This window comes from Phreatobacter sp. AB_2022a (assembly GCF_026847585.1).
Lineage (GTDB): Bacteria > Pseudomonadota > Alphaproteobacteria > Rhizobiales > Phreatobacteraceae > Phreatobacter.
Genome location: NZ_JAPSET010000041.1, coordinates 1 through 25,936, shown reverse-complemented (window position 1 = coordinate 25,936; position 25,936 = coordinate 1). Strand labels below are relative to the sequence as shown.

Sequence of the window (25,936 nt, the reverse complement as noted above, 5' to 3'; positions counted from 1 at the left end):
TTGAACCAGGGCCGGCACGGCTTGGGAAGCCTCGACAATTCGGGCAGCACCGGAAAGGGCCCGGGCGTCGCGAAGCCGCAACGTGCCGGTGCGCCGGTCCATGCCGCGCGGGGCGAACGGCGCCAGGACGGCACCGCCGCCGCCGGACCGTGTGGGAAACGGCGCGCTGCCCTGTTGACTCTCAGCGCCGCGCTCTCAACTGTGCGCGAAACAACATCCGCCCGGATCGTCGGCGCGGAGGGGAATGGGAGCCTTCCATGTTGAACCCGCTTCGTGGCGCGCTGGTCGCGGCCATCCTCTGTGCCGGCGGCAGCGCCGGCGCCCAGCAGCTCGCGCCGAGCCCGACGCTCGACGCCATCCGTGCCCGCGGCCATCTCGAATGCGGCGTGCACCTCGGCCTGCCCGGCTTCTCCTTCGCCAATGACAAGGGCGAGTGGTCGGGGCTCGACGTCGACTATTGCCGCGCGCTCGCCGCTGCCGTGCTGGGCGATGCCAACAAGGTGCGGTTCACGCCCACCTCGGTGCAGCAGCGCTGGCCGGTGCTGCAGTCCGGCCAGGTCGACGTGCTTTCGCGCAACACGACCATCACCTATTCGCGCAATGTCACGCTCGGCGTGAACTTCCAGGGCATCAATTTCTACGAGGGCCAGACCTTCATCGTGCGCACCGCCTCGGGCGCGAAGAAGCCGACGGACCTGGAAAACGCCTCGATCTGCGTCGCCGCCGGCTCGACCGAGGAGCGCCAGGCCGCGGACTATTTCCGCGAGCGCAACATCAAGGTGTCGATCATCAACTTCCAGAAGAACGACGACGCCATCGCCGCCTACGATGCCGGCCGGTGCGACAGCTATACGGCGGGCCTCGGCGCGCTCGCCGGCCAGCGCATCAAGCTCAAGAATCCGGCCGAGCACACCATCATGACCGAGACCATTTCCAACGATCCGCAGGGCCCGGTCACGCGCTGGGGCGACGAGCGCTGGCAGGCCATCGTCCGCTGGGTGCTGAACGGCCTCATCTCGGCGGAGAATCTCGGCGTCACCTCGCGCAATGTCGAGGACATGCGGGCCAATTCGAAGAATGCCGAAATCCGCCGCCTGCTCGGCGCCGATGGCGGCTTCGGCGCCATGCTCGGCCTGTCCAACGACTGGATGTTCAACGCCATCAAGCAGGTCGGCAACTATGCCGAGAGCTACGAGCGCACGGTCGGCAAGGGCTCGCCGCTCGGGCTCGAGCGCGGCGCCAACCAGCTCTGGACCCGCGGCGGGCTGCTGTTCTCGCCGCCGTTCCAGTAAGCTCCGAGACCGGCGGCGCGCGGCCGCGAAGCCGCGCTTCGCCGCCGCATGAGCATGATGCGGGAGTTCCGCCGCGGCTTCGGCCGCGGCCGGGGCCTTCCTTCTCTTTTCGCATTGCCGTTTTCACGGGCCCTCCGGCATAGCCCCGTCGGGGCCTTCCGCCGACCGGCCAATCCGATCCAGGGCTGCGATTTGACCCGGCTGATCTACGACAAGCGCGTGCGCGAGATCTTCTGGCAGGCGGTGGTCCTGATCGGACTGCTCGTCGCCACCGTCATCATGGTGCGCAACGCCTCGCAAAACATGGTCAAGGCCGGCTTCGCCTCCGGCTTCGACTTCCTCTGGCGCACGTCCGGCATCGACGTGCCCTTCGTGCTGACCGGCTATACCAGCGATTCCACCATTCTCGGGCTCCTGTGGGTCGGCGTCGTCAACACGCTGGTGATTACCATCGTCTCGATCGTCGCCGCCACGCTGCTCGGCTTCGTGGTCGGCGTCGCCCGGCTGTCCAGGAACAAGCTGCTGTCGGGCATTGCCGGCGCCTTCATCGAGCTGGTGCGCAACATCCCGCTGCTGTTCTTCGTGATGTTCTGGTATTCGCTGGTCATCAACGCCCTGCCCGCGCCGCGCCAGTCGATCGGCTTTTTCGGTGTCGCCTATCTCAACAACCGCGGCCTGACCATTCCGGTGCCGACGGAGGCCGCGGCCTTCAAGGTCGCCGCCCTGGTCGTCGTCGCCGGCCTCGTCCTGCAGGCGGGCATCGCGATCTGGGCGCGCCGGCGGCGCGATGCGACGGGGCAGATCTTCCCGGCCTGGGCCACCGGCCTCGCCCTGCTCGTCGGCCTGCCGATCCTCGCTTTCGTCTTCGCCGGCTTCGTCAGCATCTGGGACGTTCCGGCGATGCGCGGCTTCAATTTCCGCGGCGGCTTCGTGCTGGTGCCTGAATTCGTCGCGCTGTTCCTTGCGCTCACCGTCTATACGGCCGGCTTCATCGCCGAGGTCGTCCGCGGCGGCATCCAGGCGGTCGCCAAGGGCCAGTGGGAGGCAGCCTACGCGCTCGGCCTGCGGCCCAACCGCACGCTCAGCCTGATCGTCATCCCGCAGGCCATGCGGGTGATGATCCCGCCGATGACCAGCCAGTATCTCAACGTCCTGAAGAACTCCTCCTTCGGCGCCGCCATCGCCTTTCCGGAGCTTGTCAGCGTCTTCGTCGGGTCGGCGCTCAACAATACCGGCCAGGCGATCGAGATCATCGCGATCACCCTCGCCATCTATCTGGGCATCGGCCTCGCCGTCTCCGGCTTCATGAACTGGTACAACGCCAAGACCCAGCTGGTGAGCCGATGACACAGGGTATCGCCCGAGCGACCGCTGCCGATCCCCTGCGCCGGGCCGCGCCCTCGCTGTTCCGCCGCCTGCGCGAGGGCTATTTCTCCTCGCCGCTCGATGCGGCGATCTCGCTCGCCTGCATCGTGCTGCTCGTCGCCGTGCTCGTGCCGGTGGTGCGCTGGGCGGTGCTGGATGCCAATTTCGCCGGCACCACGCGGGCCGACTGCACGGCCGGCGGCGCCTGCTGGGTCTTCATCAAGGCGCGCCTCGGCCAGTTCATGTACGGCCTCTATCCCGCCGAGGAGCGCTGGCGCGTCGACCTGCTGGCGCTGCTCCTGCTCGCCGTCACCGCGCTGTCGTTCTGGCGCGGCATGCCGCAGCGCGTCCGCGTCGTGCCGCTCCTCTGGCTCGTCACCTTGGTCGTCGGCCTCTGGCTGCTGGCCGGCGGGCTCGGCCTTGCCCGGGTCGAGACCCGGCAATGGGGCGGGCTGATGCTGACCATCTTTCTGTCGGTCTATGCCGGCGTCCTGGCCGTGCCGCTCGGCATCGTCATGGCGCTCGGCCGGCGGTCCGAACTGCCAGTGATCCGCCTGCTCTCGACCATCTTCATCGAGTTCTGGCGCGGCGTGCCGATCGTCATGGTGATTTTCCTGGCGACCCTTCTGCTGCCGCTGATCATGCCGGCGGGCTGGGACATCGACCGCCTGGCGCGCGCCGTCATCGGCCTCGCCTTCGTCATCTCCGCCTACATGGCGGAGGCCGTGCGCGGCGGCCTGCAGGCGGTGCCGCGCGGCCAGACCGAGGCTGCGGCCGCCGCCGGTCTCGGCTACTGGACGACGACGCGGCTCATCGTCCTGCCGCAGGCCCTGCGCGTCGCGCTGCCGGCCATGACCAACGAGTTCATCGCGCTCGTGAAGAACACCTCGCTCGTGTCGATCGTGTCGATCTTCGACCTGCTCGGCATCGCCCAGGCCTCGCTGGCCGATCCCGCCTGGGTCGGCATGAACAAGGAGGCCTATGTCTTTTCCGGCGCGGTCTACTGGCTGATCTGCTTCGGCCTGTCGCGCTGGGCGCGCCGCCTCGAAGGCCAGAAGACCACCTATTGACGCGCGGACGGGGCGGGACGCCGCCCCGCGCGGCACCTGTCCGCGCCCGCGTCCCGGCCGCGCGGCTGTCGCCAGCGGCCATCAGCCGACGGGAGCCGCCATGGCAGGAACTTCAGGTCCGCTTTCCGACGTCAAGGTGATCGAGCTCGGCTCGTTCATCGCCGGCCCCTACTGCGGGCAGCTGCTCGCCGATCTCGGCGCCGACCTCGTCAAGTTCGAGGATCCCGGCAAGGGTGATGCCATGCGCCAGTGGGGCTATGCCAAGAAGGGCGGCGCCTCCGTGTGGTGGCCGGTGATCGGCCGCAACAAGAAGAGCATCACCGTCGACCTGCGCAAGGCACGCGGCCAGCAGGTGCTGCGCCGGCTGATCGCCGAAGCCGACGTGCTCCTGGAGAATTTCCGGCCGGGCACGCTGGAGAAATGGGGCCTCACCGCCGCGGCGCTGCATGCGATGAATCCGCGGCTGATCATTGCCCGCGTCTCGGGCTACGGCCAGTACGGGCCCTATGCCGGCAAGGCGGGTTTTGCCGCGGTCGCCGAGGCGATCGGCGGCATGCGGGTGATCAACGGCTATCCGGACCGCCTGCCGACCCGCACGGGCCTCTCGATCGGCGATACGCTGGCCGGCCTTTATGCGGCCTATGGCGTGCTCGCCGCCCTGCACCAGCGCCAGTGCGACGGCCGCGGCCAGGTCATCGATGTCGGCCTGACCGATGCGATCCTGGCGGCGAGCGAAGGCATCGTCGCGGAATATTCGGTCACCGGACATGTCCGCGGGCGCACCGGCCTGACCGCGCCGGGCTTTGCCCCGTCGAACATCTATCCTACCCTCGACGGCCATCACATCGTCATCGGCGCCAATGCCGACACCATCTTCCAGCGCCTCGTCGCGGTGATGGACATGCCGGAGCTGGCCACGGATCCGCGCTTTTCGAGCCATGGCGCGCGCGGCCGGCCGGAGCACCAGGCCGAGATCGACCGGATCATCGCGGACTGGACCTCGACGCGGCCGCGCGACGCGCTGCTCGCCGCGCTCGATGCGGCGGCCGTGCCGGCCGGCGCCGTCAATGACGCGGCGGCGGTCGCGGCGGATCCGCATTTCCGCGCCCGCGACATGGTCGTCGAGGTCGACACCGCCGAGCTCGGCACGGTGGCCATGCAGGGCATCGTGCCGAAGCTGACCCGCACGCCCGGTGCCATCCGCTGGCCGGGCGCGCGGCTCGGCGAGCATACCGACGCGGTGCTGGCCGCGGCCGGCTATTCGGCCGAAGAGATCGCGGCGATGCGCGCCGAGGGCGTGCTGTGACCGGCATGACCGCGATTGACTTGAAGCCCAGCTCTGCGTGAGATCAGGCCATGAGCTCCCGCCCCGCCGCCCCGACCGCTGAAGCCGCCGCGCTCGACGCGCTGTTCCTCGCCCGCGCCGTCGCCCTGTCGCGCGAGCATATGGAACGGGGCGCCGGCGGGCCGTTCGGTGCCGTCGTCGCGGTCGACGGCAGGATGGTGGCCGAGGGCTGGAACCAGGTGACCTCGACCAACGATCCGACCGCCCATGCCGAGGTGGTGGCGATCCGGCGCGCCTGCGCGGCGCTCGGCCGGTTCGATCTCGTCGGCGCGACGCTCTATACGAGCTGCGAGCCCTGTCCCATGTGCCTCGCCTCGGCGCTCTGGGCCCGCGTCGGCCGCATCGTCTATGCCAATACCCGGACCGATGCCGCCGATATCGCCTTCGACGACGCGCCCTTCTACGACGAGGTGAAGCGCGCGCCCGACACGACCCTCCTGCGCATGGAGCACCGGCCGAGCGCGGAGGCGCTTGCCGTGTTCCGCGACTGGGCGGCCAAGACCGACAAGATCGCCTATTGATGGCCGCGCTCCTCGAAGCCCGCGGTATCGTCAAGCGGTTCGGCGCCTTCACCGCCAATGACCATGTCGATCTGACGGTCGAGCCGGCCGAGATCCATGCGCTGCTCGGCGAGAACGGCGCCGGCAAGTCGACGCTGGTCAAGATCCTCTACGGCCTGCTCGAACCGGCCGAGGGCCGCATCGTCTGGGACGGCGCCGAGGTGCGCTTCGCCAATCCCGCGGCGGCACGGGCGCGCGGCATCGGCATGGTGTTCCAGCATTTTTCGCTGTTCGAGGCCCTGACCGTCGCCGAGAACGTCGCGCTGTCGCTGCCGCCGGGCACCGCCATGGACACGATCGAGCAGCAGGTCGCCTCGCTGTCGCGTGCCTATGGCCTGCCGCTCGAGCCGCGGCGCGAGGTCTGGCGCCTGTCGGTCGGCGAGCGCCAGCGGATCGAGATCATCCGCGCGCTGCTGCAGAACCCGAAGCTGCTGATCCTCGACGAGCCGACATCGGTGCTGACCCCTCAGGAGGCCGATGCGCTGTTCGCGACGCTGCGTGCGCTCAAGGCCGAAGGCCGCAGCGTGCTCTACATTTCGCACAAGCTCGACGAGGTTCGCCGCCTGTGCGACCGGGCGACCGTCATGCGCGCCGGCAAGGTGGTGGCCTCGGCCGATCCTCGGGCGGAGACGGCCGCGAGCCTCGCCCGGCTGATGGTCGGCGCCGACGTGCCCGCCCTGGGGGCGGTCAGCCATCAGGCCGGCGCGGTCAGGCTCAGCGTCGAGGGCTTGTCGCTGCCCGCCGCCGACAGCCACGGCGTCGCGCTGAACGAGGTCTCTCTCGCGGTGCGCGCCGGTGAAATCCTCGGCATTGCCGGCGTGGCCGGCAACGGCCAGGACGAGCTTTTCGCGGCGCTGTCGGGCGAACGGACGAGCTCGCCCGCGGCGATCCGCATCGACGGCGCGGCCGTCGGGGCCGAGGGCATCGACGCGCGCCGGCGCCTGGGCGCAGCCTTCGTGCCCGAGGAGCGGCTTGGCCATGCCGCCGCGCCGGATTTTTCGCTGACCGACAATGCGCTCCTCTCCGGCCATGGCGTCGGCGGCTTCGTGTCGCGCGGTTTCGTCGACCGCGGCGCGCTCGGCCGCTGGGTCCGGCGCATCGTCGAGGCCTTCGACGTGCGCGCCGGCGGTCCCGATCCGGCCGCCAAGGCCCTGTCCGGCGGCAACCTGCAGAAATTCGTGGTCGGCCGCGAGATCCTGCGCGAGCCGGGCGTGATCGTCGTCGCGCAGCCGACCTGGGGTGTCGATGCTGCGGCCGCCGCCACCATCCGCCAGGCACTGATCGACCTCGCCGCGCGCGGCGCCGCGGTCGTGGTGATCAGCCAGGATCTCGACGAGCTCTACGAGCTCTCCGACAGCCTCGCGGTGATCTCCGAAGGCCGGCTCGCGCCCGCGCGGCCGGCCGCATCCTGCGCCCGCGAGGAGGTCGGCCTGCTCATGGGCGGCATTCACGGCCGGAGCATTCACGGGGCGGCCGCATGAAGCTCGTTCTCGAACGCCGCGCCGAAAGCCCGCTCTGGCTCGCGCTCCTGTCGCCGCTGGTCGCGGTGGCGCTGACGCTTGTTGCCGGCGCCATCCTGTTCGCGGTCATGGGCAAGGATCCGTTCGCCGCGCTCAAGGTCTATTTCCTCGATCCGCTGTCCGATGGCTGGGCGCTGCAGGAACTGACGGTGAAGGCGACCCCGCTCGCGCTGATCGCCGCCGGCCTCTGCCTCTGCTACCGCGCCAATGTCTGGAACATCGGCGCCGAGGGCCAATATGTCGCCGGCGCGATCTGCGGTTCGTGGCTCGCGCTCGCCACCCACGGCGTGGCCAACGGCCCTTGGCTGCTGCCGGCCATGCTGGTGCTCGGCGCGCTCGGCGGCCTTGCCCTGGCGCTGGTGCCGGCCGTCCTGAAGATCCGCTTCGGCGCCAGCGAAATCCTGGTCAGCCTGATGCTCGTCTATGTCGCGGAACTTGCGCTCGACTATCTCGTGCGCGGTCCCTGGCGCGATCCGAAGGGCTTCAACTTCCCGCAATCGGTCAATTTCGAGCCGGAAGCGGTCATGCCGCTCCTCGCATCCGGCGGCCGCATGCATGTCGGCTTCGTCATCGCGGTCGTCGTGGCGGTCGCCGCGGCGGTCCTGGCCGGCCGCACGCTGAAGGGGTTCGAGATCCGCCTCGTCGGCGCGGCGCCGCGCGCCGCCCGCTTTGCCGGCTTCGATGTGCGCCGCACGACGCTGTTCGTCTTCGCCGTCTCCGGGGCGCTCGCCGGCCTCGCCGGCATCATCGAGGTCGCCGGGCCGATCGGCCAGCTCCAGCCCTCGATCTCGCCAGGCTATGGCTTCACGGCGATCATCGTCGCCTTTCTCGGCCGGCTCAATCCGATCGGCGCGCTCGTCGCCGCGCTGTTCCTGGCGCTCACCTTCATCGGCGGCGAGAACGCCCAGATCGCGCTGCGCATTCCGCTCGACCTGACCCGGGTGTTCCAGGGCCTGCTGCTGTTCTTCGTGCTCGGCTGCGATACGTTCCTCATCTATCGCCTGCGCCTGTCCGGGCGCGAGGGAGCCGCCTGATGGGCATCGTCGAAGCCATCCTGCTCACCGTCGTGACCGCGGCGACGCCGCTGTTCCTCGCCGCGCTCGGCGAACTGGTCGTGGAACGCTCCGGCGTCCTCAATCTCGGCGTCGAGGGCATGATGATCATGGGCGCCGCGACCGGTTTCGCGGCCGCGGTCCTCTCCGGTTCGACCCTGGTCGGCTGCCTTGCCGCCATTCTCGCCGGCATGGTCATGGCGGGCCTCTTTGCCGCGCTCGCGCTCGGCCTTGCCGCCAACCAGGTGGCATCCGGCCTGGCCCTGACCATTCTGGGGCTCGGCCTGTCCGGACTGGTCGGCGCCGATTTCATCGGAGCCCGGCGCGATCCGATGGCCAAGATTGTCGTTCCCTGGCTTTCGGACCTGCCGGTCATCGGACGGCTTCTGTTCCAGCAGGACCCGGTGGTCTACGTCTCGCTGGCGCTGGGAGCCGGGGTCTGGTGGTTTCTCTACCGGGCGCGGGCGGGCCTCGTCCTGCGCGCCGTCGGCGAGAGCCATGGTTCCGCCCATGCGCTCGGTTTCCCGGTGCTGCGCATCCGCTTTTTCGCGGTGCTGTTCGGCGGCGCCTGCGCCGGGCTCGCCGGGGCCTATCTGTCGCTCGCCTATACGCCGTTCTGGTCGCCCGGCATGACCGCGGGGCGCGGCTGGATCGCCCTCGCCATCGTCGTCTTCGCCAGCTGGCGGCCGGGCCGCGCCATGGCCGGTGCCTATCTTTTCGGCGGCGTCACCATCCTGCAGCTTCATGCCCAGGCCCATGGCCTCGGCATCCCGAGCCAGCTCATGTCGGCGCTGCCCTATCTCGCCACCATTCTCGTCCTGGTGCTGATCAGTCGCGCCGGCCGGACGGCGGGCCAGGCACCCGCAGCACTGGGCACGCCCTTCGTGCCGGATCGCTGAGTTCGGCCGTCGATTCGACTCGCAACATCGATCTATTCGCGCTACATTCCCTTACGGAATATTGTAGTCGAGAGAGGTCGACATGCGCTTCGCAGGTCCTGGATACGCCATTGCATTCTCGGCCGGACTTGTCCTTGCCGGAGCCATGGTGGCGGCGGTCCCGGCATCGGCATGCGGCATGGGCAGCCGGATGGTTCGACCCGATGGCCGGATCGTCTATTTGCGCTGCGGCTATCACGCCAATCGCCCGCATCCCGGCAGCGGCGACGCACGTGTCGCCCGGCCTGGGACGGCGACCGAGGGTCACGCCGCGCGCCAGGCGCGTGTCCAACGTCATGACGGCGGCCGCCGCGTCCGCGCGCACCGGCCGTGATCCCTGTTCCGCAATGGGGCCGGCGACACGAGGAGGTCGGACTGGACGTCGCGCGCTTCGGCCGTTCTGCCGCTCTGGCGACCGGATTTTTTCGCCGCAGTGCCGGCGGCGATCGCTCCGGCATCGGCGACATGCGTGCCCCAATATGTCGGCCTACGGCCGCGGCGTCGCCTATCGCGCTGCAACCCGCCCCGGGGACGGAGCGGCCGCGATCGCGCGGCATCCCGGCGGAACGAACGGCCGCGCGGCACGTCGGACGCGCGCGGATCGTCGTGACCATGCCCGTCCCGCGCGCGCCCGCCGGCCGTAGCGACGGCTTTGTCCAACTGCATCGCGAAAGAACTGCGACAATCTCTGTTGCATTGCAAAGCAGGATGAGAGCCGGGTCGCCGGCAACCGCCCGCCAGATGTCGCAAAAAGTCAAGCCCTACAAAGCGCACGCAACATCGAAGACAACAATCCGCCAATGTTATCAGATATTAAGCGAGGGCGCGCGCGGTCGCCGCGTCGACTTGCCCGCGGGTCGCCCGCGATGTCGCATTGACTTGTCATTTCGTAATTCGTAACCGTCAGCGCATAACAAGATGGAAGCGGGACGGCCCACCGGTCCGCGCTCCGAACAGACAGTCGGGGGAGCCTTATGGCTCTGCGCATTTCTGGCAAGAACCTCGATATCGGCGAAGCGCTGCGGGAACGAATCGCAGCTCGCGTGGGAGACGCCGCCGGCCGCTATGCCGATGGCCGCTATACTGGGCACGTCACCGTCGACAAGGAGGCCCACGGCTTCCGGGCGGTCTATGCGCTGCACCTGGCGAGCGGGACCACCCTGCAGGCCGAAGCCTTCGCCGCCGATGCCTATGCAGCTTGTGATCTCGCCGCCGAACGCATCGAAAAGCGGCTGCGGCGCCATGCCCGGCGCCTGAAGGACCGCTCGGCCGGCAACGGCCAGGCCGTCTCGGTCGAAGCGCGGTCCTATGTCATCGAATCGCCCCTCGACAGCGACGAGGAGGCCGACGCCGCGTCCGCCGGGCCTTTCGAACCGGTCATCATCGCCGAGCAGACCACCAATCTGAAGCGTATGACGGTGGCGGACGCGGTCATGGAGCTGGACGTGACCGGCGCCCGCACCATCGTTTTCCATCATGCTGTCCACGGAAGGGTGAATGTCGTGTACCGGAGGGCCGACGGCCATGTCGGTTGGGTCGATCCTCCGGAGGCGGCGCCGACCGGGCCGATCTGACCCGTCATGGCATCGTCATTGCATGGGCCGAGATAGAGGCCCGCGTCCAACACGCTGATACCAAGAAGGCAGCCATGCCGATCCATGACATCATTGCCGCAGGCGCCATCATTCCTTCGCTCCACGTCGATTCGAAGAAGCAATTGCTCCAGGAGATCGCGGCCAAGGCCGCCGAGCTGACCGGACGCGACGCGCGCGAGATCTACGAGACCCTGAACGACCGCGAGCGCCTGGGCTCGACCGGCGCCGGCGGCGGCATCGCCATTCCGCACGGCAAGCTGCCGAAGCTCACGCGCATGACAGGCCTGTTCGCCCGCCTCGACCGCCCGGTCGATTTCGACGCGATCGACGGCCAGCCGGTCGACCTCGTTTTCGCGCTGCTGGCCCCGGAAGGCGCTGGCGCCGACCATCTGAAGGCGCTGTCGCGCATCGCCCGGCTGACCCGCGACCCGGCCCATGTGCAGAAGCTGCGCAGTGCCCGCGACGAGGCGACCCTGCGCCTGCTGCTCGCTCAGCCGGTCACGTCCAACGCGGCATGAAAAGTCTGCCGGCGGTTCTCGCCGCGCTCGTCGCCTGTATCGCGGGCGCCGCTGCCGAGCCGCGCCGCGTCGTGTCGTTCAATCTCTGCGCCGATCAGCTCGTCCTGGCGCTGGCCGATCCCGGGCAGATCGCCGGGCTCTCGCCCTATGCGCGCGATCCCGGCCTGTCGGCCGCTGCGGCCGCCGCCGGCGCCTTTCCGCTGACCGGCGGCACCGCGGAGGAGGCACTGGCGCTCGGCGCCGACCTCGTCTTTCTCGGCCCGCGCGACCGCCTCGCCACCGGCCAGCTGCTCGCCCGCCGCGGCATCCGCGTCGAGCGCGTGCCGATCGCCACGTCCTTCGTCGACGCCCGGCGCATCATCGAGGAGACCGCGGCCCTGCTCGGCCATCCCGAACGCGGCGCCGCGCTCGCGGCGAAGCTCGATGCCGCGGCCGCCGCACCGGCCGCCGGACCGACGGCGCTGCCCTATGAACGGCGCGGCTATGCTTCCGGGCCGGGCACCCTGCTCGGCGACGCGCTGGCACGCGCCGGGTTTCGCCATGCCCAGCCGCGGGCAGGCTATGGCGGCTTCGTGAGCCTCGAGGCGATGGTGGCGCTGCGTCCCGACGTCCTGGTCCTGAACGGCCCGGCCGGCCGCGCCGACGACCAGGGCGCGGCGCTGCTTGCCCATCCAGCGCTCGCAAGGCTCTACCCGCCGGATCGGCGCATCGTCGTGCCGGACGTGCTGACCGTCTGTCCCGGGCCGGGACTGGTTGAGGCGGTGGCCCGCCTTGCCGCGGCACGTGCGCGTCATGGATGGTGAGCGCCGACCCATTTCCACCATGGTTGTGGTTACAGTAGAGCCCGGCCGGTCCTTGGCACCGGCCCGCGCAGTACCTAGCTGACAAGCGTGTCCATGAGCCGTGTGGAGACGTCGTGGCCGACCCCATCGCCTTCGAGGCCTGCATCAAACTCGTCATGTCGCTGGACACGCTGACGCCGGCGCCGGCGCAGCCGAAACGGCTTGACGGCCTGTTCCGCGACCTCGCGCGGTTTCATCCGCGCCGGCCGGCCTATGAGCTGCAGGACCTGATCTGGGCGGTGTGGACCAACCATCCCGACCCGCATGCCGACCAGGCCATGGAGCAGGCGATCAACGCCATGGCACTGAAACATTTCGACATGGCGCATCTGGTGCTGGATGCGCTCATCGATGCCCGGGCGGACTGGTCGGAGGCCTGGAACAAGCGCGCCACGCTGCATTTCATCCGCGGCGAGGATGCCAAGGCGGTCGGCGACATCATGGAAACGCTGAGGCGCGAGCCGCGTCATTTCGGCGCCATATCGGGTTTTGCCCAGATCTGCCTGCGCAATGGCCGCGAGGCGGACGCGCTGGCCGCCTTCGAGGTGGCGCTCGGCATCAACCCGCATCTGGAAGGCGTCGCCGCGCTGGTCGCCGAGATGCACGCCAGGGGCGGACGCGTCCTGCACTGAGCGGGCTGCCGCCCGCCCGGCGAAGCGGCTAGACGGGGATGAACTCTTCGCTTGGCCCGCATTCGTGTCGATTCTCCCGCTTGCCCTGAAGGCCGTGACGACGGCCGCCGTCGTCGTGTCCGCCGCCGTGGTGGCCGAAAGGACGCGCCCGTTTCTGGCCGCCATGGTGCTGTCGCTGCCGGTCTCGACCGGGCCGGCCTATGTCATGCTGGCGCTCGACCACGACGCGCCCTTCATCGCGGCAGCCAGCCTGTCGTCGCTGTCGGCCAATGTCTCGATCGTTCCAGCCGCCGTCGCCTATGCCTTTTTCGCCCGCCGGGGTCGTGGCCTGGCCGTCTGTTTCACGGCGATGATCGCAGCCTGGCTGGTCGCCGCGCTGGTGGTCGGCCGGGTCGACTGGTCGCTGGCGGCAGCGCTCGTCCTCAATGCGGTGGTCTTCGCCATCGGCATTGCGGCCACCTGGTCGTGGCGCCGCGCCGAATTGACGCGGCCCCCTCGTCCGCGCTGGTACGACATCCCGCTGCGCGCCGCCCTGGTGGTGACGCTGGTCGTGCTGGTCGTGACGGTGTCGGAATATATCGGGCCGACGGTGACCGGGGTCGCGGCGCTGTTCCCGGCAAGCTATTCGAGCTTCATCCTCCTGATGCATGGCCGCCTCGGCGGGCCGGTGGTGGCCGCCGCCATCATCAACGGGCTGGTCATGCTGATCGGCTTCACCGGCTTCCTGACGGCGATTCATCTCTTCGCCGCCGCCGGCCAGGTCTGGGCCGGCCTCGCCGCCGGTTTCGCGGTGCCGATCGTCTGGTCGCTGCTGGTCTATGCGGTGAGCCGCATCAGGACTTGAGCGCGGCGCGCTTGGCTTTCAGCGCATAGAGCGCCTCGTGCGCCTCGCGCGGCGTCATGTCGTCGGGATCGATGCCGTCGATGAGATCGAGCACCGGATCCGGCTTCGGCGCGGCCTCGCGGCGCGGCGCCGCGGCGAACAGCGGCAGGTCGTCGACCAGCCGGCGCACAGGCGCGGCCCGGTCGGTCGCCTCCAGCTCGGCCAGCACGTGCTTGGCCCTGTCGATCACCGAAGGCGGCAGGCCGGCGAGCTTGGCCACCTGGATGCCATAGGACCGGTCGGCGGCGCCTTCGGTGACCTCGTGCAGAAAGATCACGTCGCCCTGCCACTCCTTGACCCGCATCGTGGCGTTGAACAAGCGGTTGAGCCGTTTCGACAGCACGGTCAGCTCGTGGAAATGGGTCGCGAACAGCGCCCGGCAGCGATTGGTCTCGTGCAGGTGCTCGACCGCCGCCCAGGCGATCGACAGGCCGTCAAAGGTCGCCGTGCCGCGGCCGATCTCGTCGAGAATGACAAGCGCGCGCGGGCCGGCCTGGTTGAGGATGGCGGCGGTCTCGACCATCTCGACCATGAAGGTCGAGCGCCCGCGGGCAAGGTCGTCGGCCGCGCCGACGCGCGAGAACAGCCGGTCCACCATGCCGATATGGGCCGAGGCCGCCGGCACGAAGCCGCCCATCTGGGCGAGCACCGCGACCAGCGCGTTCTGCCTGAGGAAGGTCGACTTGCCGGCCATATTGGGACCGGTGATCAGCCAGATCCGGCCCTTGCCGTCATGGCCCGACAATTCGCAGTCATTGGCGACGAACGGCGCCGAGCGGGCGATCGCCTGCTCGACCACCGGATGCCGCCCGCCCTTCACCGCGAAGGCGAGCGACATGTCGACCAGCGGCCGGACATAGGCCTGCTCGACCGCCAGCGTCGCGTTGGAGGCGGCGACGTCGAGCCGGGCGATCGCCTCCGCCGCCTGCTGGATCGGCCCGGCATGGGCGAGCACGGTCTCGCTCAAGGCGTCGAACACTTCGAGCTCCAGGCCGAGCGCCCGGTCCGCGGCGCCGGCGATCTTCGCCTCCAGCGCGCCGAGCTCGGTGGTGGTGAAGCGCATGACGCCGGCGAGCGTCTGGCGGTGGATATAGGTCGCGTTCAGCGGCTCCTTCAGGAAATTCTCGCCATGCTGCTGCGCCACCTCGACGAAATAGCCGAGCACGTTGTTGTGCTTGATCTTCAGGGCCCGGATGCCGGTCTCCTCGGCATAGCGCGTCTGCAGCCCGGCAATGACGCGCCGGCTTTCGTCGCGCAGGCCCCTGGCTTCGTCGAGATCGGCCAGATGTCCAGCCCGCACGAAGCCGCCGTCGCGTTTCAGCAGCGGCAATTCGTCGGCGAGCGCCGCCGCCAGCGTCTCGGCGATGGCGGGATCCGGCTGGGCGAGCCCCTCGGCGACATCGGCGAGCTCGCCGGCGCGGGTTCCGGCCAGCAGTTCGGCGAGGCCCGCGGCTGCCACCAGCCCCTGGCCGATCGCGGCGAGGTCGCGCGGACCGCCCCGGCCCATGGCGATGCGGGTCAGGGCGCGCGCCATGTCGGGCGCGCTGGCGAGCCGGGCGCGGATCTCGGTCCTGAGCGCGGTGGCGCCCGCCAGCATCTCGACCGCATCGAGCCGGGCCGCGATGGCGACCGGATCGGTCAGCGGATTGGCGAGCCGGCTCGCCAGCAGGCGGGCGCCGGCGGCCACCACGGTCCTGTCGATGGCGGCGAGCAGGGAGCCGGTCCGTTCGCCGCCAAGCGTGCGCGTCAGCTCCAGATTGGCGCGGGTCGCCGCGTCGATCAGCATGGTCGTGCCTTCGGCCTCGCGCACCGGCGGCGACAGCGGCGGGCGCGAGGCGAGCTGTGTGCGCTCGATATAGGTCACCGCGGCGGCGGCGGCGGTCAGTTCGAGCCGCGAGAAGCTGCCGAAGCCGTCGAGCGTCTTGACGCCGAAATAGCCGGCCAGCCGCCGTTCGGCGCTGGCGCCGTCGAACAGGTCGCGCGGTGCCGGCGACACGGTCTTGAACGAGCGCCAGAACGGGCCGAATTCGCCGTCCGCGAACAGTGCGTCGGAGACGACGATCTCGCTCGCATCGATCCGGGCGATGTCGGCCGAGAGCCGGTTGCCGTCGGTCTCGGTGACGCGGAACTCGCCGGTCGACATGTCGAGCCAGGCGAGCGCGAAGGCGTCGACCGAGGCGACGGAGGAGGTCTTGGCGCGCGCCACCGCCAGCAGGAAGTTGTTGCGCCGGGCTTCCAGCAGCGAATCCTCGGTCAGCGTGCCCGGCGTCACCAGGCGGATGACGTCGCGCTTGACCACCGATTTGGAGCCGCGCTTCTTGGCCTCCGCCGGGTCTTCGACCTGCTCGCAGACGGCGACCCGGAAGCCCTGGCTGATCAGCCGCTGCAGGTAGTCGTCGGCGGCATGGACCGGCACGCCGGCCATCGGAATGTCCTGGCCGAGATGTTTGCCGCGCTTGGTCAGCGTGATGCCCAGTGCCCGCGCGGCGGCGACCGCGTCGTCGAAGAACATCTCGTAGAAATCGCCCATCCGGTAGAACAGGAGGCTGTCCGGGTGGGCGGCCTTGATCTCCAGATATTGCTCCATCATCGGCGTCACGCGGTTGTCCGCGGGCAGTTCCTGGGGCGTTCCGGAATCGATGGGCGTCTGGCTCAACATGGCGAGGGACGCTGGCAGGAGAGGCTGACGATTTCAACCGTTCGGCCGGGGCCGCCCACAGGCGATCAGCCGACAATGCGCGAAAGCTCGGCCTGCACCGCCTTCAGTTTCGGCAGCAGGTCGCGCGCCAGCGAATCGGAGGAGAAGCGGCTCGCATGGGTGCCGACATTGATCGCCGCGAGCGTTCGGCCGCGGCTGTCGACGACCGGCACGGCGATCGAGACGAGTCCGATCTCCAGCTCCTGGTCGATGATGGCATAGCCGTCGGAGCGGGCGCCGGCGATCGCCGCCATGATGGCGCCGACGCCGACACGGGTCTTCGGCGTCAGCGGCCGGCGCGGCGAGGTCTCGACCAGCTGGCGCGCCGTCTCGTCCGGCAGCGCGGCGAGCAGGACGCGGCCCATCGAGGTGCAGAAGGCGGGCAGCCGCACGCCGACCGACAGGCCGACCGACATGATCCGCTTGGTCGCCGCGCGTGCGACATAGACGATTTCGTTGCCGTCGAGAATCGACGCCGAGCAGCTCTCGCCGATCGATTCGCTGAGCCGTTCCAGCGCGTTCTGCAGGATCGCGGTCAGCGGCGTCGAGGAAAGGTAGGCATAGCCGAGCTTCAGCACCCGCGGCGTAAGCTGGAAGAACTTGCCGTCGGTTTCGGCATAGCCGATGCGCGCCAGCGTGATCAGGCAGCGCCGGGCTGTCGCCCGGGTCAGGCCGGTCATGCGTGCGATGTCGGCGATGGTCAGGCGCTGGTGCTGGGCGTCGAAACAGGCGATCACCGCAAGGCCCTTTTCGAGGCCCAGCATATGGTCGCGGTCGATCTGCCGGAAGCTGTCCGTCGGCGTATCCAAAGGGGCCTCGTGCGCCGGTCCCGGCGCGGTGTGCGGTCACCGCACGTGATGCCGCTTTTCATCGCCAAGGGCAACCGCTGCGGCGCGCGACGGGCAACGGGACCATGATGCCGTGCCGCCATGTCTGGCCGATATCCCTGCGGCCGGCCCGCCGGCCTCTTTTCGCCGCCTGCCCGGCGGGATAGATACGGGGCTGATCCCCGCCTGGACACTGCTCCCCATGACCCTCCGTCTGCTCGTCGTCGAAGGCAACACCGCCGCCGACCGTGCCCGCCACGCCGCCTCGCGCGGGGCCATGCCGAGTGAAGCCTATGCCGACGTGCTGCGCCAACTCGCGCCGGATGCCGTCGTCGATCTGTGCTTTCCCGCCGATCCCGGCGCCAATCTGCCCGACAGTGCCGGGCTCGAAGCCTATGACGGCGTGGCGCTGACCGGCTCCTCGCTCAATCTCTACGACATGACGCCTGACATTGCCGCACAGATCGACCTGGCCCGCGCAGTCTTCGCCGCGGGCACGCCCGTCTTCGGCTCCTGCTGGGGCCTGCAGGTGCTGACCTCGGCCGCCGGCGGCGTCGTCAGGCGCAATCCCAAGGGCCGCGAAATGGGCATTGCCCGCAGGATCGCGCCGAACGGCGCCGGCCGCACCCACGCCATGCTGGCCGACCGGCCGGTCGCCTTCGATGCCCTGGCCATGCACCAGGACGAGGTCGAGACGATGGCGCCGGGCACCACGCTGCTCGCCTCAAACGGCATGAGCGAGGTCCAGGCCGTGGAAATCAGGTCCGGCCGCGGCACGGCCTGGGCCGTGCAGTACCATCCCGAATTCTCCTTCGGCGAGGTTTCCGCCATTGCCGGCGCCATTGGCGAACGGTTGATCGCGGAGGGTTTCTTCGAGGACGAGGCGGCCCTCGGGGGCTGGCGCGCCGATCTCGACCGGCTCGAGGCCGATCCCGACGACCGACCGATGGCCAGGCGCCATGGCCTCGACCGCGAGATCCTGGACAAGGGCAGGCGGCGCAGCGAGATCGGACGCTGGATCGATGTGATGGTCCGGCCGCAAAAATCGGCGCGTGGCCGCGCCTGATCACGCGTTCTTGCTGAGATACGACAACATGGCTGCCTTACCGTCCCTCGCCTGGACGGGATAAAGCGCCATGTTAGCTTCCCTGCCGCGTCAATCCGCGTTCCCTCTCCAAGGGGGCTGGATCAGCAAGGGAGCTTGCCATGTCGCCCGTTGAGGAAGGCGCCGCGGCACCGCGGCTCGTCGTCCCGCCGACCGCCTGGCCGATGCGTTGGTTGCGCCTGATCTCGGATGGCCTGACCTATGGCCCGCCATCGGCCGTGGTCAACTTTTTCACCAGCTCGCCGCGGCCGGTCGACCCGGAAACCGTCTGGCGTACCTTCACGCGGCCCTATCCGCGTTTCCTGCAGGCGGTGATCGATCACTACCCGCCGCCGCGCCGGCGCGAGCGGCTGATCGCCCAGATGCTGGCGCAGCCCCATGCCGGCGGCATCGAATACCACTACGACCTGTCGAACGAGTTCTACCGGCTGTTCCTCGACAAGACCTTCATGTTCTACAGCTGCGCCGACTTTCTCAAAGCCGACGACACGCTGGAACAGGCCCAGCTCAACAAGGCCAACCATATCCTGTCGTTGATCGATCCGAAGCCGGGCGAGGCCATTCTCGAGCTCGGCTGCGGCTGGGGCTCCATGCTTCGGCACATCCACGCCCATGCCGGCGATCTCAAGTCGCTGTCCGGCTACACCCTGTCGCACGAGCAGAAGCGCTATATCGAGGAGAATTTCGGCTTCAACGTCATGCTCGAGGATTTCGTCACCACCGACCTCGGCGAAGAGCGCTACGATAAGATCTACTCGATCGGCGCCCTGGAGCACGTGCGGCCGAACGAGATCCCGGAACTGGCCAAGAAGGTCTATGCCGCGCTGAAGCCCGGCGGCCGGGCCGTGCACCATTTCTTCTCGCTCAACGGCAACGACCCGCACGCCACCTCCATGGTGACGGCGCAGCTGTTCTTCCCCGGCTCGATCCTGTCGCTGCACAGCCATCATCTGGCCGCCGCGCGCGAGGCGGGCTTCACCCTGACCCACGATTCCGAGCACGACTACCGGCCGACATTGCGCGCCTGGTTCGACAATCTCGTCGCCAACCGCGAGCGCGCCCATCAGCTGGTCGGGGTCCAGCAGACCAACAAGTACCTGGCCTTCTTCGCCACCTCCTGGGCCTTCTTCAACCTGAAGGAGGCGACTCTGCACCGGCTCGTTCTGGTGAAGGGTTGAGCGGCCGGCGCGTCAGACGTCGACCTTCAGAGCGGCGATGAAGGCTTCCTGGGGAATGTCGACCTTGCCGAACTGGCGCATGCGCTTCTTGCCCTCCTTCTGCTTGTCGAGCAGCTTGCGCTTGCGCGAGATGTCGCCGCCGTAGCACTTGGCGGTGACGTCCTTGCGCAGGGCCGAGATGGTCTCGCGGGCGATCACCTTGGCCCCGATCGAGGCCTGGATCGGGATCTTGAACAGGTGCTGCGGGATCAGGTCCTTCAGCTTCTCGCACATGGCGCGGCCGCGGCTCTCGGCGCGCGCCCGGTGCACCAGCATGGACAGCGCGTCCACCGGCTCGCCATTGACCAGGATCGACATCTTGACGAGATCGCCCTCGCGGTAGTCGGTGATCTGATAGTCGAACGAGGCATAACCCTTGGAGATCGACTTCAGCCGGTCATAGAAGTCGAACACCACCTCGTTGAGCGGCAGGTCATAGGTGACCATGGCGCGCGTGCCGACATAGTTGAGGTCGATCTGCACGCCCCGGCGGTCCTGGCAGAGCTTCAGCACGGCGCCGAGATAGTCGTCCGGCGTCATGATCTTGGCGCGGATCCACGGCTCGGAAATGCTCTCGATCTTCATCGGATCGGGCATGTCCGCCGGGTTGTGCAGCTCCATCACGTCGCCGGTGCGCAGCAGGATCTGGTAGACGACGGAAGGGGCGGTCGCGATGAGGTCGAGGTTGAACTCGCGCTCCAGCCGCTCCTGGATGATTTCGAGGTGCAGCAGGCCGAGGAAGCCGCAGCGGAAGCCGAAGCCGAGCGCCGCCGAGCTCTCCATCTCGAAGGAGAAGCTGGCATCGTTCAGCCGAAGCTTGCCCATCGCGGCGCGCAGGTCTTCGAAATCGGCAGCGTCCTGCGGGAACAGGCCGCAGAACACGACCGGCTGGGCCGGCTTGAAGCCGGGCAGGGCCTCGGCCGTCGGCTTGCGATCGTCGGTGATGGTGTCGCCGACGCGGGTATCGGCCACTTCCTTGATGGAGGCGGTGATGAAGCCGACCTCGCCCGGGCCGAGATCGCCGATATCGGCCATTTTCGGCGTGAACACGCCGATCTTGTCGACGTCGTAGACGGCGCCGGTGCCCATCATCTTGATCCGGCTGCCCTTCTTCAGGACGCCGTCGATCACCCGCACCAGCACGATGACGCCGAGATAGGCATCGTACCAGCTGTCGACCAGCATGGCCTTCAAGGGCGCCGCCCGGTCGCCCTTGGGCGGCGGCAGGCGCGTGACGATGGCTTCCAGCACGGCCTCGATATTGAGGCCGGTCTTGGCCGAGACCGGCACGGCGTCCGAGGCATCGAGGCCGATCACCTCTTCGATCTGCTCCTTGACCCGCTCCGGCTCGGCCGCCGGCAGGTCGACCTTGTTGAGCACGGGCACGATTTCGTGGCCGGCATCGAGGGCCTGGTAGACATTGGCCAGCGTCTGGGCCTCGACGCCCTGCGAGGCGTCGACGACCAGGAGCGATCCCTCGCAGGCCGCCAGCGACCGCGAGACCTCGTAGGCGAAGTCGACATGGCCGGGCGTGTCCATGAGATTCAGCACATAGGTCTTGCCGTCGGCCGCCTTGTAGTTCAGCCGTACCGTCTGCGCCTTGATGGTGATGCCGCGCTCTTTCTCGATCTCCATGTTGTCGAGAACCTGCTCGGTCATCTCGCGCGCGGTCAGGCCGCCGGTCACCTGGATCAGGCGGTCAGCGAGCGTCGACTTGCCATGGTCGATATGGGCGACGATGGAGAAATTGCGGATCAGTTCGAGCGGCGTGTCGGTCATGAGGCCGCACATAGCAGCGCTGCGGTCAGTTTTAAAGCTTTGCCGCGCGTGCCGCGGCGCGATTGCCGAGGCTCAGCCGTCGAGACCCTCGGAAAAGCTGATCGTGCTGCCGAGGTCGAAGCGGATCGGCCGATTGACCGGGCGCGTGCCGCGCAGTGCGCCGGAGAGGATGCCGAGGGCCAGAAGGGTCGCGCCGATCGACAGGATCATGTGGGACGTCTTCATGGCCGCCTCCTCGTACCGTGCGGGCAAGCCTGGTCCCGCTGCGGCCGGCGTGCTGTGCGGCAGGGCACAGGGCGAGGCTCGCCGTCGACGGGCATGCCGCAGCGGCCTGCTGGCGGCGGGCCGTCTTGCGGCGGTTCCGGCCAAATGCGAAATTAGGAGTTTGCGGATCGACGGAGGCTTCATGACCCGCAGGCGCACCAGCTACCAGTCCGGTCACGCGCCGAAATTCCTCGTCGTCGTCGACGACAGTCCGGAATGCGACCGTGCCATCGTCTTCGCCGCGCGGCGCGCCTCGCGCACCGGCCACCACCTGCAGATGCTGGCGGTGGTCGATGCCCAGCTGCGCGACGGCCAGGGGCTGTTCGGCGTCGCCGAGGTGATGCGCGCCGAGGCGCATGCCGAAGCGCGCGCCAAGCTCGACCGCGCCGCCGATCTCGCCATGAAGCTGGTCGGCGTCGAGCCGGAGCTCGTGGTCCGCGACGGCGTCATGGCCGACGCGATCCTGGCCCAGATCGAGGAGGATCCCGACGTCGCCATCCTCATTCTCGCCGCCGGCATCGGCAAGGACGGTCCGGGCCCGCTCGTCTCGAGCCTTGCCCGTTCGGCCGGCACCTTCCCGATCCCCGTGGCGCTGGTGCCCGGCCAGCTGACCGATGAGGAGATCGAGGCCCTGGCCTGATTCCGGTGCCGGTTGACGCAGGGGGGCGCGATCGCCACATCCCCATGCGAAGCGGACAGTGCAGCGAGTGGATTTTTTGGAACGGTTCTGCTTGAATCGTTCCAATCAGGCGCCGGCCTTGACCCGGGCGCCCGAGGAGACCGAAACCGATGTTCATTCAGACCGAAGCGACGCCCAACCCGGCGACCCTGAAGTTCCTGCCGGGCCGCACCGTGTTGCCCGAAGGCACATTGCACATGCCGAACGCGGAAGCCGCGCGGCAGTCGCCGCTCGCCGAGAAGCTGTTCGGCATCGACGGCGTCGCCGGCGTGTTCTTCGGCAACGACTTCATCACCGTCACCAAGGCGGCCGCGGAATGGCAGCACCTCAAGCCCGCCATCCTCGGCGCGATCATGGAACATTACATGTCGGGCCAGTCGCTGCTGCGCGATGAGACGCCGATCGCCCCCGACGGTGACGAGGAGTTCTTCGATCCGGCGGATGCCGAGACCGTCGACACCATCAAGGAGCTCCTGGAGACGCGGGTGCGCCCGGCCGTCGCCGCCGATGGCGGCGACATCACCTTCCGCGGCTTCAAGGACGGCATCGTCTACCTCAACATGCAGGGCTCCTGCGCCGGCTGCCCGTCCTCGACGGCGACGCTGAAGCACGGCATCCAGAACCTGATGCGCCACTTCCTGCCCGACGTGCGCGAGGTCCAGTCGGTCTGAGCCGCATGGCGCCGCCGGATGCGTCAGGGGTGGAGCCTCAGGCCCTTGACGATCCGGTCGATCTGGCGCCGCTCGTCATGCAGTGCGAGGCCGACGAGATCGAGCGCCTCGGTCGGCACGGCGGCAACCGCTGCGCGGTTGTCGGCATCGTTGGTCGTCGCGAACAGCTCGTGCGTATAGAGCGAGGCCCGGACGCCGCGCTCCCGGGCCCGGCTCAGGGTGCGCGTCAGCTCCGCGCCCGTCGCGGCGAAGATCAGCACGGGCTGGCGGATCAGCGGGCCGTAGAACCGGCCCGAAGCATCGGCATAGGGCTCGCCGGCCAGTTCCGGGGCGGAGCCGACGAGGCCCCCGGCCAGGAAGGCCGTCACATTCAGTTTCTGCCAGGTGGCGAGATCCTCGCGCACCACGATGGCGATCTTGCTGTCAAAACGGATCTTGGTGTCGAACGTCATGGCCCGAAATCTGGACGAGCGGACCTCGACCGGTCTTGAACGATCGTGCGTTCCATCGCCCGGCGACTGGATCCGGCTGGCGCCGTCCCAGCACGGCTTCGAGCGGCTGGAAGCCTTCTTTTCAGGCCATGCCTACGACCCGCACCGCCACGACACCTATGCGATCGGCTACACGGTCGCCGGCGTGCAGACCTTCACCTATCGCGGCGAGCGGGCCGACAGCGCCACGGGCCACGCCATGGTGCTGCATCCCGACGAGCGTCACGACGGCCGGGCCGGGGTCGCTGCCGGCTTCCGCTACCGCATGGCCTATATCGAGCCGCGCCTCATCCGCGACGCCTTGGCCGGTCGCGCCGCGAGCCTGCCCTTCGTCAAGGCGGCGGTGTCGACCGATCGGCGCCTCGTCGGGGCCCTTGGAGCGGCCCTCGCCTGCCTCGACCGGCCGCTCGAACCGCTCGAGACGACCCAGGCGCTGATCGCGATCGCCGATGCCCTGCTCGCCCTCGACGCCTCGGCGCGCGCCGGCGCCGGCCGCGGCCGCACCGTCGACGTCAGGGCCGTCGAGCGGGCCCGGTCGTGGCTGGATGCCCATTTCGACCGGCAGGTCGGCTCGGAGGAGCTCGAGGCTGCCACCGGCCTCGACCGCTTCGCGCTGGCCCGCCAGTTCCGCCTCGGCCTCGGCACCAGTCCCTACCGCTACCTGACCATGCGCCGGCTCGACCGGGCCAAGGTCGCGATCCGCGCCGGCCAGTCGCTCACCGATGCCGCCCTGATCAGCGGCTTTGCCGACCAGAGCCACCTGACGCGGCAGTTCGGCCGCGCCTTCGGCCTCACGCCCGGCCGCTGGCGGGCGATGCATCGGCCCGGCTGACGCCAGCCTCGCCATAGATCCGGACGAACCGCTCGACCGCCCGCCGCGCGACGGCGTCGTGATCCGCCTCCGCCGCCGGCACCCGATGCAGCGCGAGGATCTGCCGGTCGCCGATGAGCAGGCCGAAAAAGGTCGCATAGGCCTCCGCGAGATCGCCGGCGGCGATGTCTCCGGCATCCCGCATCGCCGCGATCAGTGCGACGAGACCGGGCGCGGAGCTGTCGCGGCCGGCCGCGATCAGGATCTGGCTCAACCGGCCGCTGTCGTCGGCGAGCGCGGCGCGGTTGATGACGAGCGACGCCTCGCCGGTCAGGAGCGCGGCGAGGCGAGCTCCTGCGGCGGTCAGCGCCTCGCGCGGCGTCGCGCCGGTCATGCCGGCCGCGAGTGCCGCATTGAGCGCCGCTGCCTGGCGCTTGACCAGCGCGGCAAGAATGGCGTCGCGATCCTCGAAGAGGAGATAGAGCGTGTCCTTGGAGCAGCGGGCGGCGCGCGCGATCGCTGCCGTCGTCACCGCCTTCAGCCCGCCATCGGTGAGCAGCGCCAGTGCGGCGTCGAGAACGTCGTCGCGGCGGTCGGGAGTGATCGGGGCGGGCACGGTTGTCACCTGTGGCATGGGGGGCTTGCGATGATGAGTACCATGCGGTACTGAAGCTGTCAGTACCGCATGGTACTCACCCGAAGGATCGCGCCATGGTCGTTTCCGCCCGTCTTCCCCTTGACCGGAACCATGTTTCCGGCGCGCTCTGCGCCGCGCAGGCGCTGGCGTTCGCGGCCTTGCTGCTGTTCGGCGCGATCGCCGGTTTCTTTTACGCCTATTCGGTGTCGGTCATGCGCGGCCTCGACGCAGCCGGACCGGTCGCGGCCGTCGCGGCCATGCAGGGCATCAACGCCACCGTCCGCAACGCGGCCTTCGCGCCGGCCTTTTTCGGCGCGCCGCTGGCGGCGGCCGCCGCCGCGCTCGCGGCCCTCGTCGCTGGCGTGCCGCGCGCGGCCCTGCTGCTTGCTGCCGCGGCGCTTGTCTATCTTCTCGGTGCGATGGCGCCGACTGTCCTCGTCAATGTGCCGATGAACGATGCCCTCGCCGCCGCCGGCGCGCCGGCCGATGCGGCCGCGGCGGCAAGGCTCTGGACCGGCTATGCGCCGCGCTGGACCGCCTGGAACGGCGCGCGGACGGCCGTGAGCCTTGCAAGCCTCGCCCTTGTCGGCCTCGCGCTCATGGGCCTCGGCCGCCGCCCGGCCTGAAACACCGGAAAATCTGTTCCCCCGCGACTTCGGGCCTCTTCGCGGCGCAGCCGCGGCGGTATAGAGGAGGAGAATGCTCCTGCTTGCCCTGGATACCGCGCTCGGCGCGGCCTCTGCCGCCATCCTCGAGACCGAGACCGGTGAGGTCGTGGCGCGCCTGAGCGAGCCCATGGAGCGCGGCCACGCCGAGCGGCTGATGCCGCTGGTTGCCGATCTCGCCGCCGGCGCCAGCGTCGAGCTGCGCACGATCGGTCGCTTCGCCGCCACCGTCGGGCCGGGCAGCTTCACGGGCCTGCGCGTGGCAGTCGCGGCCGCGCGCGCCATGGCCCTTGCCGCCGGCGGCGATGCGGTCGGCATCTCGACGCTCGACGCGCTGGCCGCGCCGCTCCTGGCCCGAGCCGGCCCGCGTCCCGTTCTCGCCGCCATCGATGCCCGCCACGGTCATGTCTATGCGAGCCTTGTCGGCACCGACGGCAGCCTGCTGCGCGAAGCCGGCTATTGGCCGGCGGCGGAAGCCGC

26 protein-coding genes are annotated in these 25,936 nt (G+C 69.3%); 20 read left to right on the top strand and 6 right to left on the bottom strand.

Annotated features, from left to right (window positions below; translation table 11 throughout):
• The first annotated feature begins 257 nt into the window (after nucleotides 1-257).
• The 13 genes from OZ671_RS24250 to OZ671_RS24190 all read left to right on the top strand — a co-directional run bounded on the left by OZ671_RS24250 (nucleotide 258) and on the right by OZ671_RS24190 (nucleotide 13,573).
• Nucleotides 258-1,292 carry an amino acid ABC transporter substrate-binding protein gene (locus OZ671_RS24250; protein ID WP_268863105.1) on the top strand — a complete coding sequence of 345 codons (1,035 nt, stop codon included), beginning with the start codon at nucleotides 258-260 and terminating at the stop codon, nucleotides 1,290-1,292.
• 192 nt (nucleotides 1,293-1,484) lie between these two features.
• Nucleotides 1,485-2,639, top strand: coding sequence for an amino acid ABC transporter permease (locus OZ671_RS24245; RefSeq protein ID WP_268863104.1), 1,155 nt, complete (start codon nucleotides 1,485-1,487; stop codon nucleotides 2,637-2,639).
• Complete coding sequence (locus OZ671_RS24240) at nucleotides 2,636-3,727, top strand: amino acid ABC transporter permease (RefSeq protein ID WP_268863103.1); 1,092 nt, start codon at nucleotides 2,636-2,638, stop codon at nucleotides 3,725-3,727. Before OZ671_RS24245 ends, OZ671_RS24240 begins: the two co-directional genes overlap by 4 nt.
• Before the next feature lie 100 nt (nucleotides 3,728-3,827).
• Nucleotides 3,828-5,033, top strand: a complete 1,206-nt coding sequence (locus OZ671_RS24235; protein WP_268863102.1) for a CaiB/BaiF CoA transferase family protein — start codon at nucleotides 3,828-3,830, stop codon at nucleotides 5,031-5,033.
• Between the two features lie 50 nt (nucleotides 5,034-5,083).
• Complete coding sequence (locus OZ671_RS24230; protein WP_268863101.1) at nucleotides 5,084-5,593, top strand: nucleoside deaminase; 510 nt, start codon at nucleotides 5,084-5,086, stop codon at nucleotides 5,591-5,593.
• Complete coding sequence (locus OZ671_RS24225; RefSeq protein WP_268863100.1) at nucleotides 5,593-7,113, top strand: ABC transporter ATP-binding protein; 1,521 nt, start codon at nucleotides 5,593-5,595, stop codon at nucleotides 7,111-7,113. Before OZ671_RS24230 ends, OZ671_RS24225 begins: the two co-directional genes overlap by 1 nt.
• Nucleotides 7,110-8,186, top strand: coding sequence for an ABC transporter permease (locus OZ671_RS24220; RefSeq protein WP_268863099.1), 1,077 nt, complete (start codon nucleotides 7,110-7,112; stop codon nucleotides 8,184-8,186). Before OZ671_RS24225 ends, OZ671_RS24220 begins: the two co-directional genes overlap by 4 nt.
• Nucleotides 8,186-9,103, top strand: a complete 918-nt coding sequence (locus tag OZ671_RS24215) for an ABC transporter permease (RefSeq protein ID WP_268863098.1) — start codon at nucleotides 8,186-8,188, stop codon at nucleotides 9,101-9,103. The genes OZ671_RS24220 and OZ671_RS24215 overlap by 1 nt, the downstream gene beginning before the upstream one ends.
• A 1,013-nt stretch (nucleotides 9,104-10,116) precedes the next feature.
• A complete protein-coding gene (hpf, locus tag OZ671_RS24210; protein WP_268863097.1) occupies nucleotides 10,117-10,716 on the top strand; it encodes a ribosome hibernation-promoting factor, HPF/YfiA family in 600 nt (199 codons plus the stop codon).
• A gap of 74 nt (nucleotides 10,717-10,790) precedes the next feature.
• Nucleotides 10,791-11,255 (top strand): PTS IIA-like nitrogen regulatory protein PtsN, encoded by a 465-nt coding sequence (gene ptsN / locus OZ671_RS24205; protein WP_268863096.1) that lies wholly within the window; start codon nucleotides 10,791-10,793, stop codon nucleotides 11,253-11,255.
• Complete coding sequence (locus tag OZ671_RS24200; RefSeq protein ID WP_268863095.1) at nucleotides 11,252-12,058, top strand: ABC transporter substrate-binding protein; 807 nt, start codon at nucleotides 11,252-11,254, stop codon at nucleotides 12,056-12,058. Before ptsN ends, OZ671_RS24200 begins: the two co-directional genes overlap by 4 nt.
• A 113-nt stretch (nucleotides 12,059-12,171) precedes the next feature.
• Nucleotides 12,172-12,729 carry a hypothetical protein gene (locus OZ671_RS24195; protein WP_268863094.1) on the top strand — a complete coding sequence of 186 codons (558 nt, stop codon included), beginning with the start codon at nucleotides 12,172-12,174 and terminating at the stop codon, nucleotides 12,727-12,729.
• Nucleotides 12,730-12,793: 64 nt separating this feature from the next.
• Nucleotides 12,794-13,573, top strand: a complete 780-nt coding sequence (locus OZ671_RS24190; RefSeq protein WP_268863093.1) for a hypothetical protein — start codon at nucleotides 12,794-12,796, stop codon at nucleotides 13,571-13,573.
• Here the strand turns inward: OZ671_RS24190 and mutS are convergent.
• Both mutS and OZ671_RS24180 read right to left on the bottom strand, forming a co-directional pair.
• Entirely contained in the window at nucleotides 13,563-16,271 is a 2,709-nt protein-coding gene (gene mutS / locus OZ671_RS24185) for a DNA mismatch repair protein MutS (RefSeq protein WP_268863092.1), read from the bottom strand. The genes OZ671_RS24190 and mutS overlap by 11 nt on opposite strands.
• 65 nt (nucleotides 16,272-16,336) lie before the next feature.
• Nucleotides 16,337-17,119, bottom strand: coding sequence for an IclR family transcriptional regulator domain-containing protein (locus OZ671_RS24180; protein ID WP_268863091.1), 783 nt, complete (start codon nucleotides 17,117-17,119; stop codon nucleotides 16,337-16,339).
• Between the two features lie 220 nt (nucleotides 17,120-17,339).
• Here OZ671_RS24180 and OZ671_RS24175 point away from each other — a divergent pair, with 220 nt between their 5' ends.
• Entirely contained in the window at nucleotides 17,340-18,203 is an 864-nt protein-coding gene (locus OZ671_RS24175; protein WP_268863090.1) for a type 1 glutamine amidotransferase, read from the top strand.
• A gap of 140 nt (nucleotides 18,204-18,343) precedes the next feature.
• A complete protein-coding gene (locus OZ671_RS24170; protein ID WP_268863089.1) occupies nucleotides 18,344-19,420 on the top strand; it encodes a class I SAM-dependent methyltransferase in 1,077 nt (358 codons plus the stop codon).
• 12 nt (nucleotides 19,421-19,432) lie between these two features.
• On the opposite strand, the gene lepA is transcribed toward OZ671_RS24170, so the two are convergent.
• Together lepA and OZ671_RS24160 are read right to left on the bottom strand one after the other, a co-directional pair.
• Nucleotides 19,433-21,238 (bottom strand): translation elongation factor 4, encoded by a 1,806-nt coding sequence (lepA, locus tag OZ671_RS24165; protein ID WP_268863088.1) that lies wholly within the window; start codon nucleotides 21,236-21,238, stop codon nucleotides 19,433-19,435.
• A gap of 72 nt (nucleotides 21,239-21,310) precedes the next feature.
• Nucleotides 21,311-21,463 carry a hypothetical protein gene (locus OZ671_RS24160; RefSeq protein WP_268863087.1) on the bottom strand — a complete coding sequence of 51 codons (153 nt, stop codon included), beginning with the start codon at nucleotides 21,461-21,463 and terminating at the stop codon, nucleotides 21,311-21,313.
• A 181-nt stretch (nucleotides 21,464-21,644) separates the two neighbouring features.
• Here OZ671_RS24160 and OZ671_RS24155 point away from each other — a divergent pair, with 181 nt between their 5' ends.
• Together OZ671_RS24155 and OZ671_RS24150 are read left to right on the top strand one after the other, a co-directional pair.
• On the top strand, nucleotides 21,645-22,142 hold the full coding sequence (locus OZ671_RS24155; protein ID WP_038302133.1) for a universal stress protein: 498 nt from the start codon (nucleotides 21,645-21,647) through the stop codon (nucleotides 22,140-22,142).
• 149 nt (nucleotides 22,143-22,291) lie between these two features.
• Nucleotides 22,292-22,852 (top strand): NifU family protein, encoded by a 561-nt coding sequence (locus OZ671_RS24150; RefSeq protein WP_268863086.1) that lies wholly within the window; start codon nucleotides 22,292-22,294, stop codon nucleotides 22,850-22,852.
• A gap of 23 nt (nucleotides 22,853-22,875) precedes the next feature.
• Here the strand turns inward: OZ671_RS24150 and OZ671_RS24145 are convergent, their stop codons facing one another.
• Entirely contained in the window at nucleotides 22,876-23,286 is a 411-nt protein-coding gene (locus tag OZ671_RS24145) for a DUF2000 domain-containing protein (protein ID WP_268863134.1), read from the bottom strand.
• Nucleotides 23,287-23,302: 16 nt separating this feature from the next.
• On the opposite strand from OZ671_RS24145, the gene OZ671_RS24140 reads away from it, so the two are divergent.
• Nucleotides 23,303-24,175, top strand: coding sequence for an AraC family transcriptional regulator (locus OZ671_RS24140; RefSeq protein WP_268863085.1), 873 nt, complete (start codon nucleotides 23,303-23,305; stop codon nucleotides 24,173-24,175).
• On the opposite strand, the gene OZ671_RS24135 is transcribed toward OZ671_RS24140, so the two are convergent.
• Nucleotides 24,135-24,788, bottom strand: coding sequence for a TetR/AcrR family transcriptional regulator (locus tag OZ671_RS24135; RefSeq protein WP_268863084.1), 654 nt, complete (start codon nucleotides 24,786-24,788; stop codon nucleotides 24,135-24,137). The genes OZ671_RS24140 and OZ671_RS24135 overlap by 41 nt on opposite strands.
• Nucleotides 24,789-24,865: 77 nt before the next feature.
• Here OZ671_RS24135 and OZ671_RS24130 point away from each other — a divergent pair, with 77 nt between their 5' ends.
• Nucleotides 24,866-25,417, top strand: coding sequence for an anthrone oxygenase family protein (locus OZ671_RS24130; protein ID WP_268863083.1), 552 nt, complete (start codon nucleotides 24,866-24,868; stop codon nucleotides 25,415-25,417).
• Nucleotides 25,418-25,490: 73 nt separating this feature from the next.
• A partial coding sequence (gene tsaB / locus OZ671_RS24125) for a tRNA (adenosine(37)-N6)-threonylcarbamoyltransferase complex dimerization subunit type 1 TsaB (protein WP_268863082.1) occupies nucleotides 25,491-25,936 on the top strand: 446 nt, incomplete at its 3' end.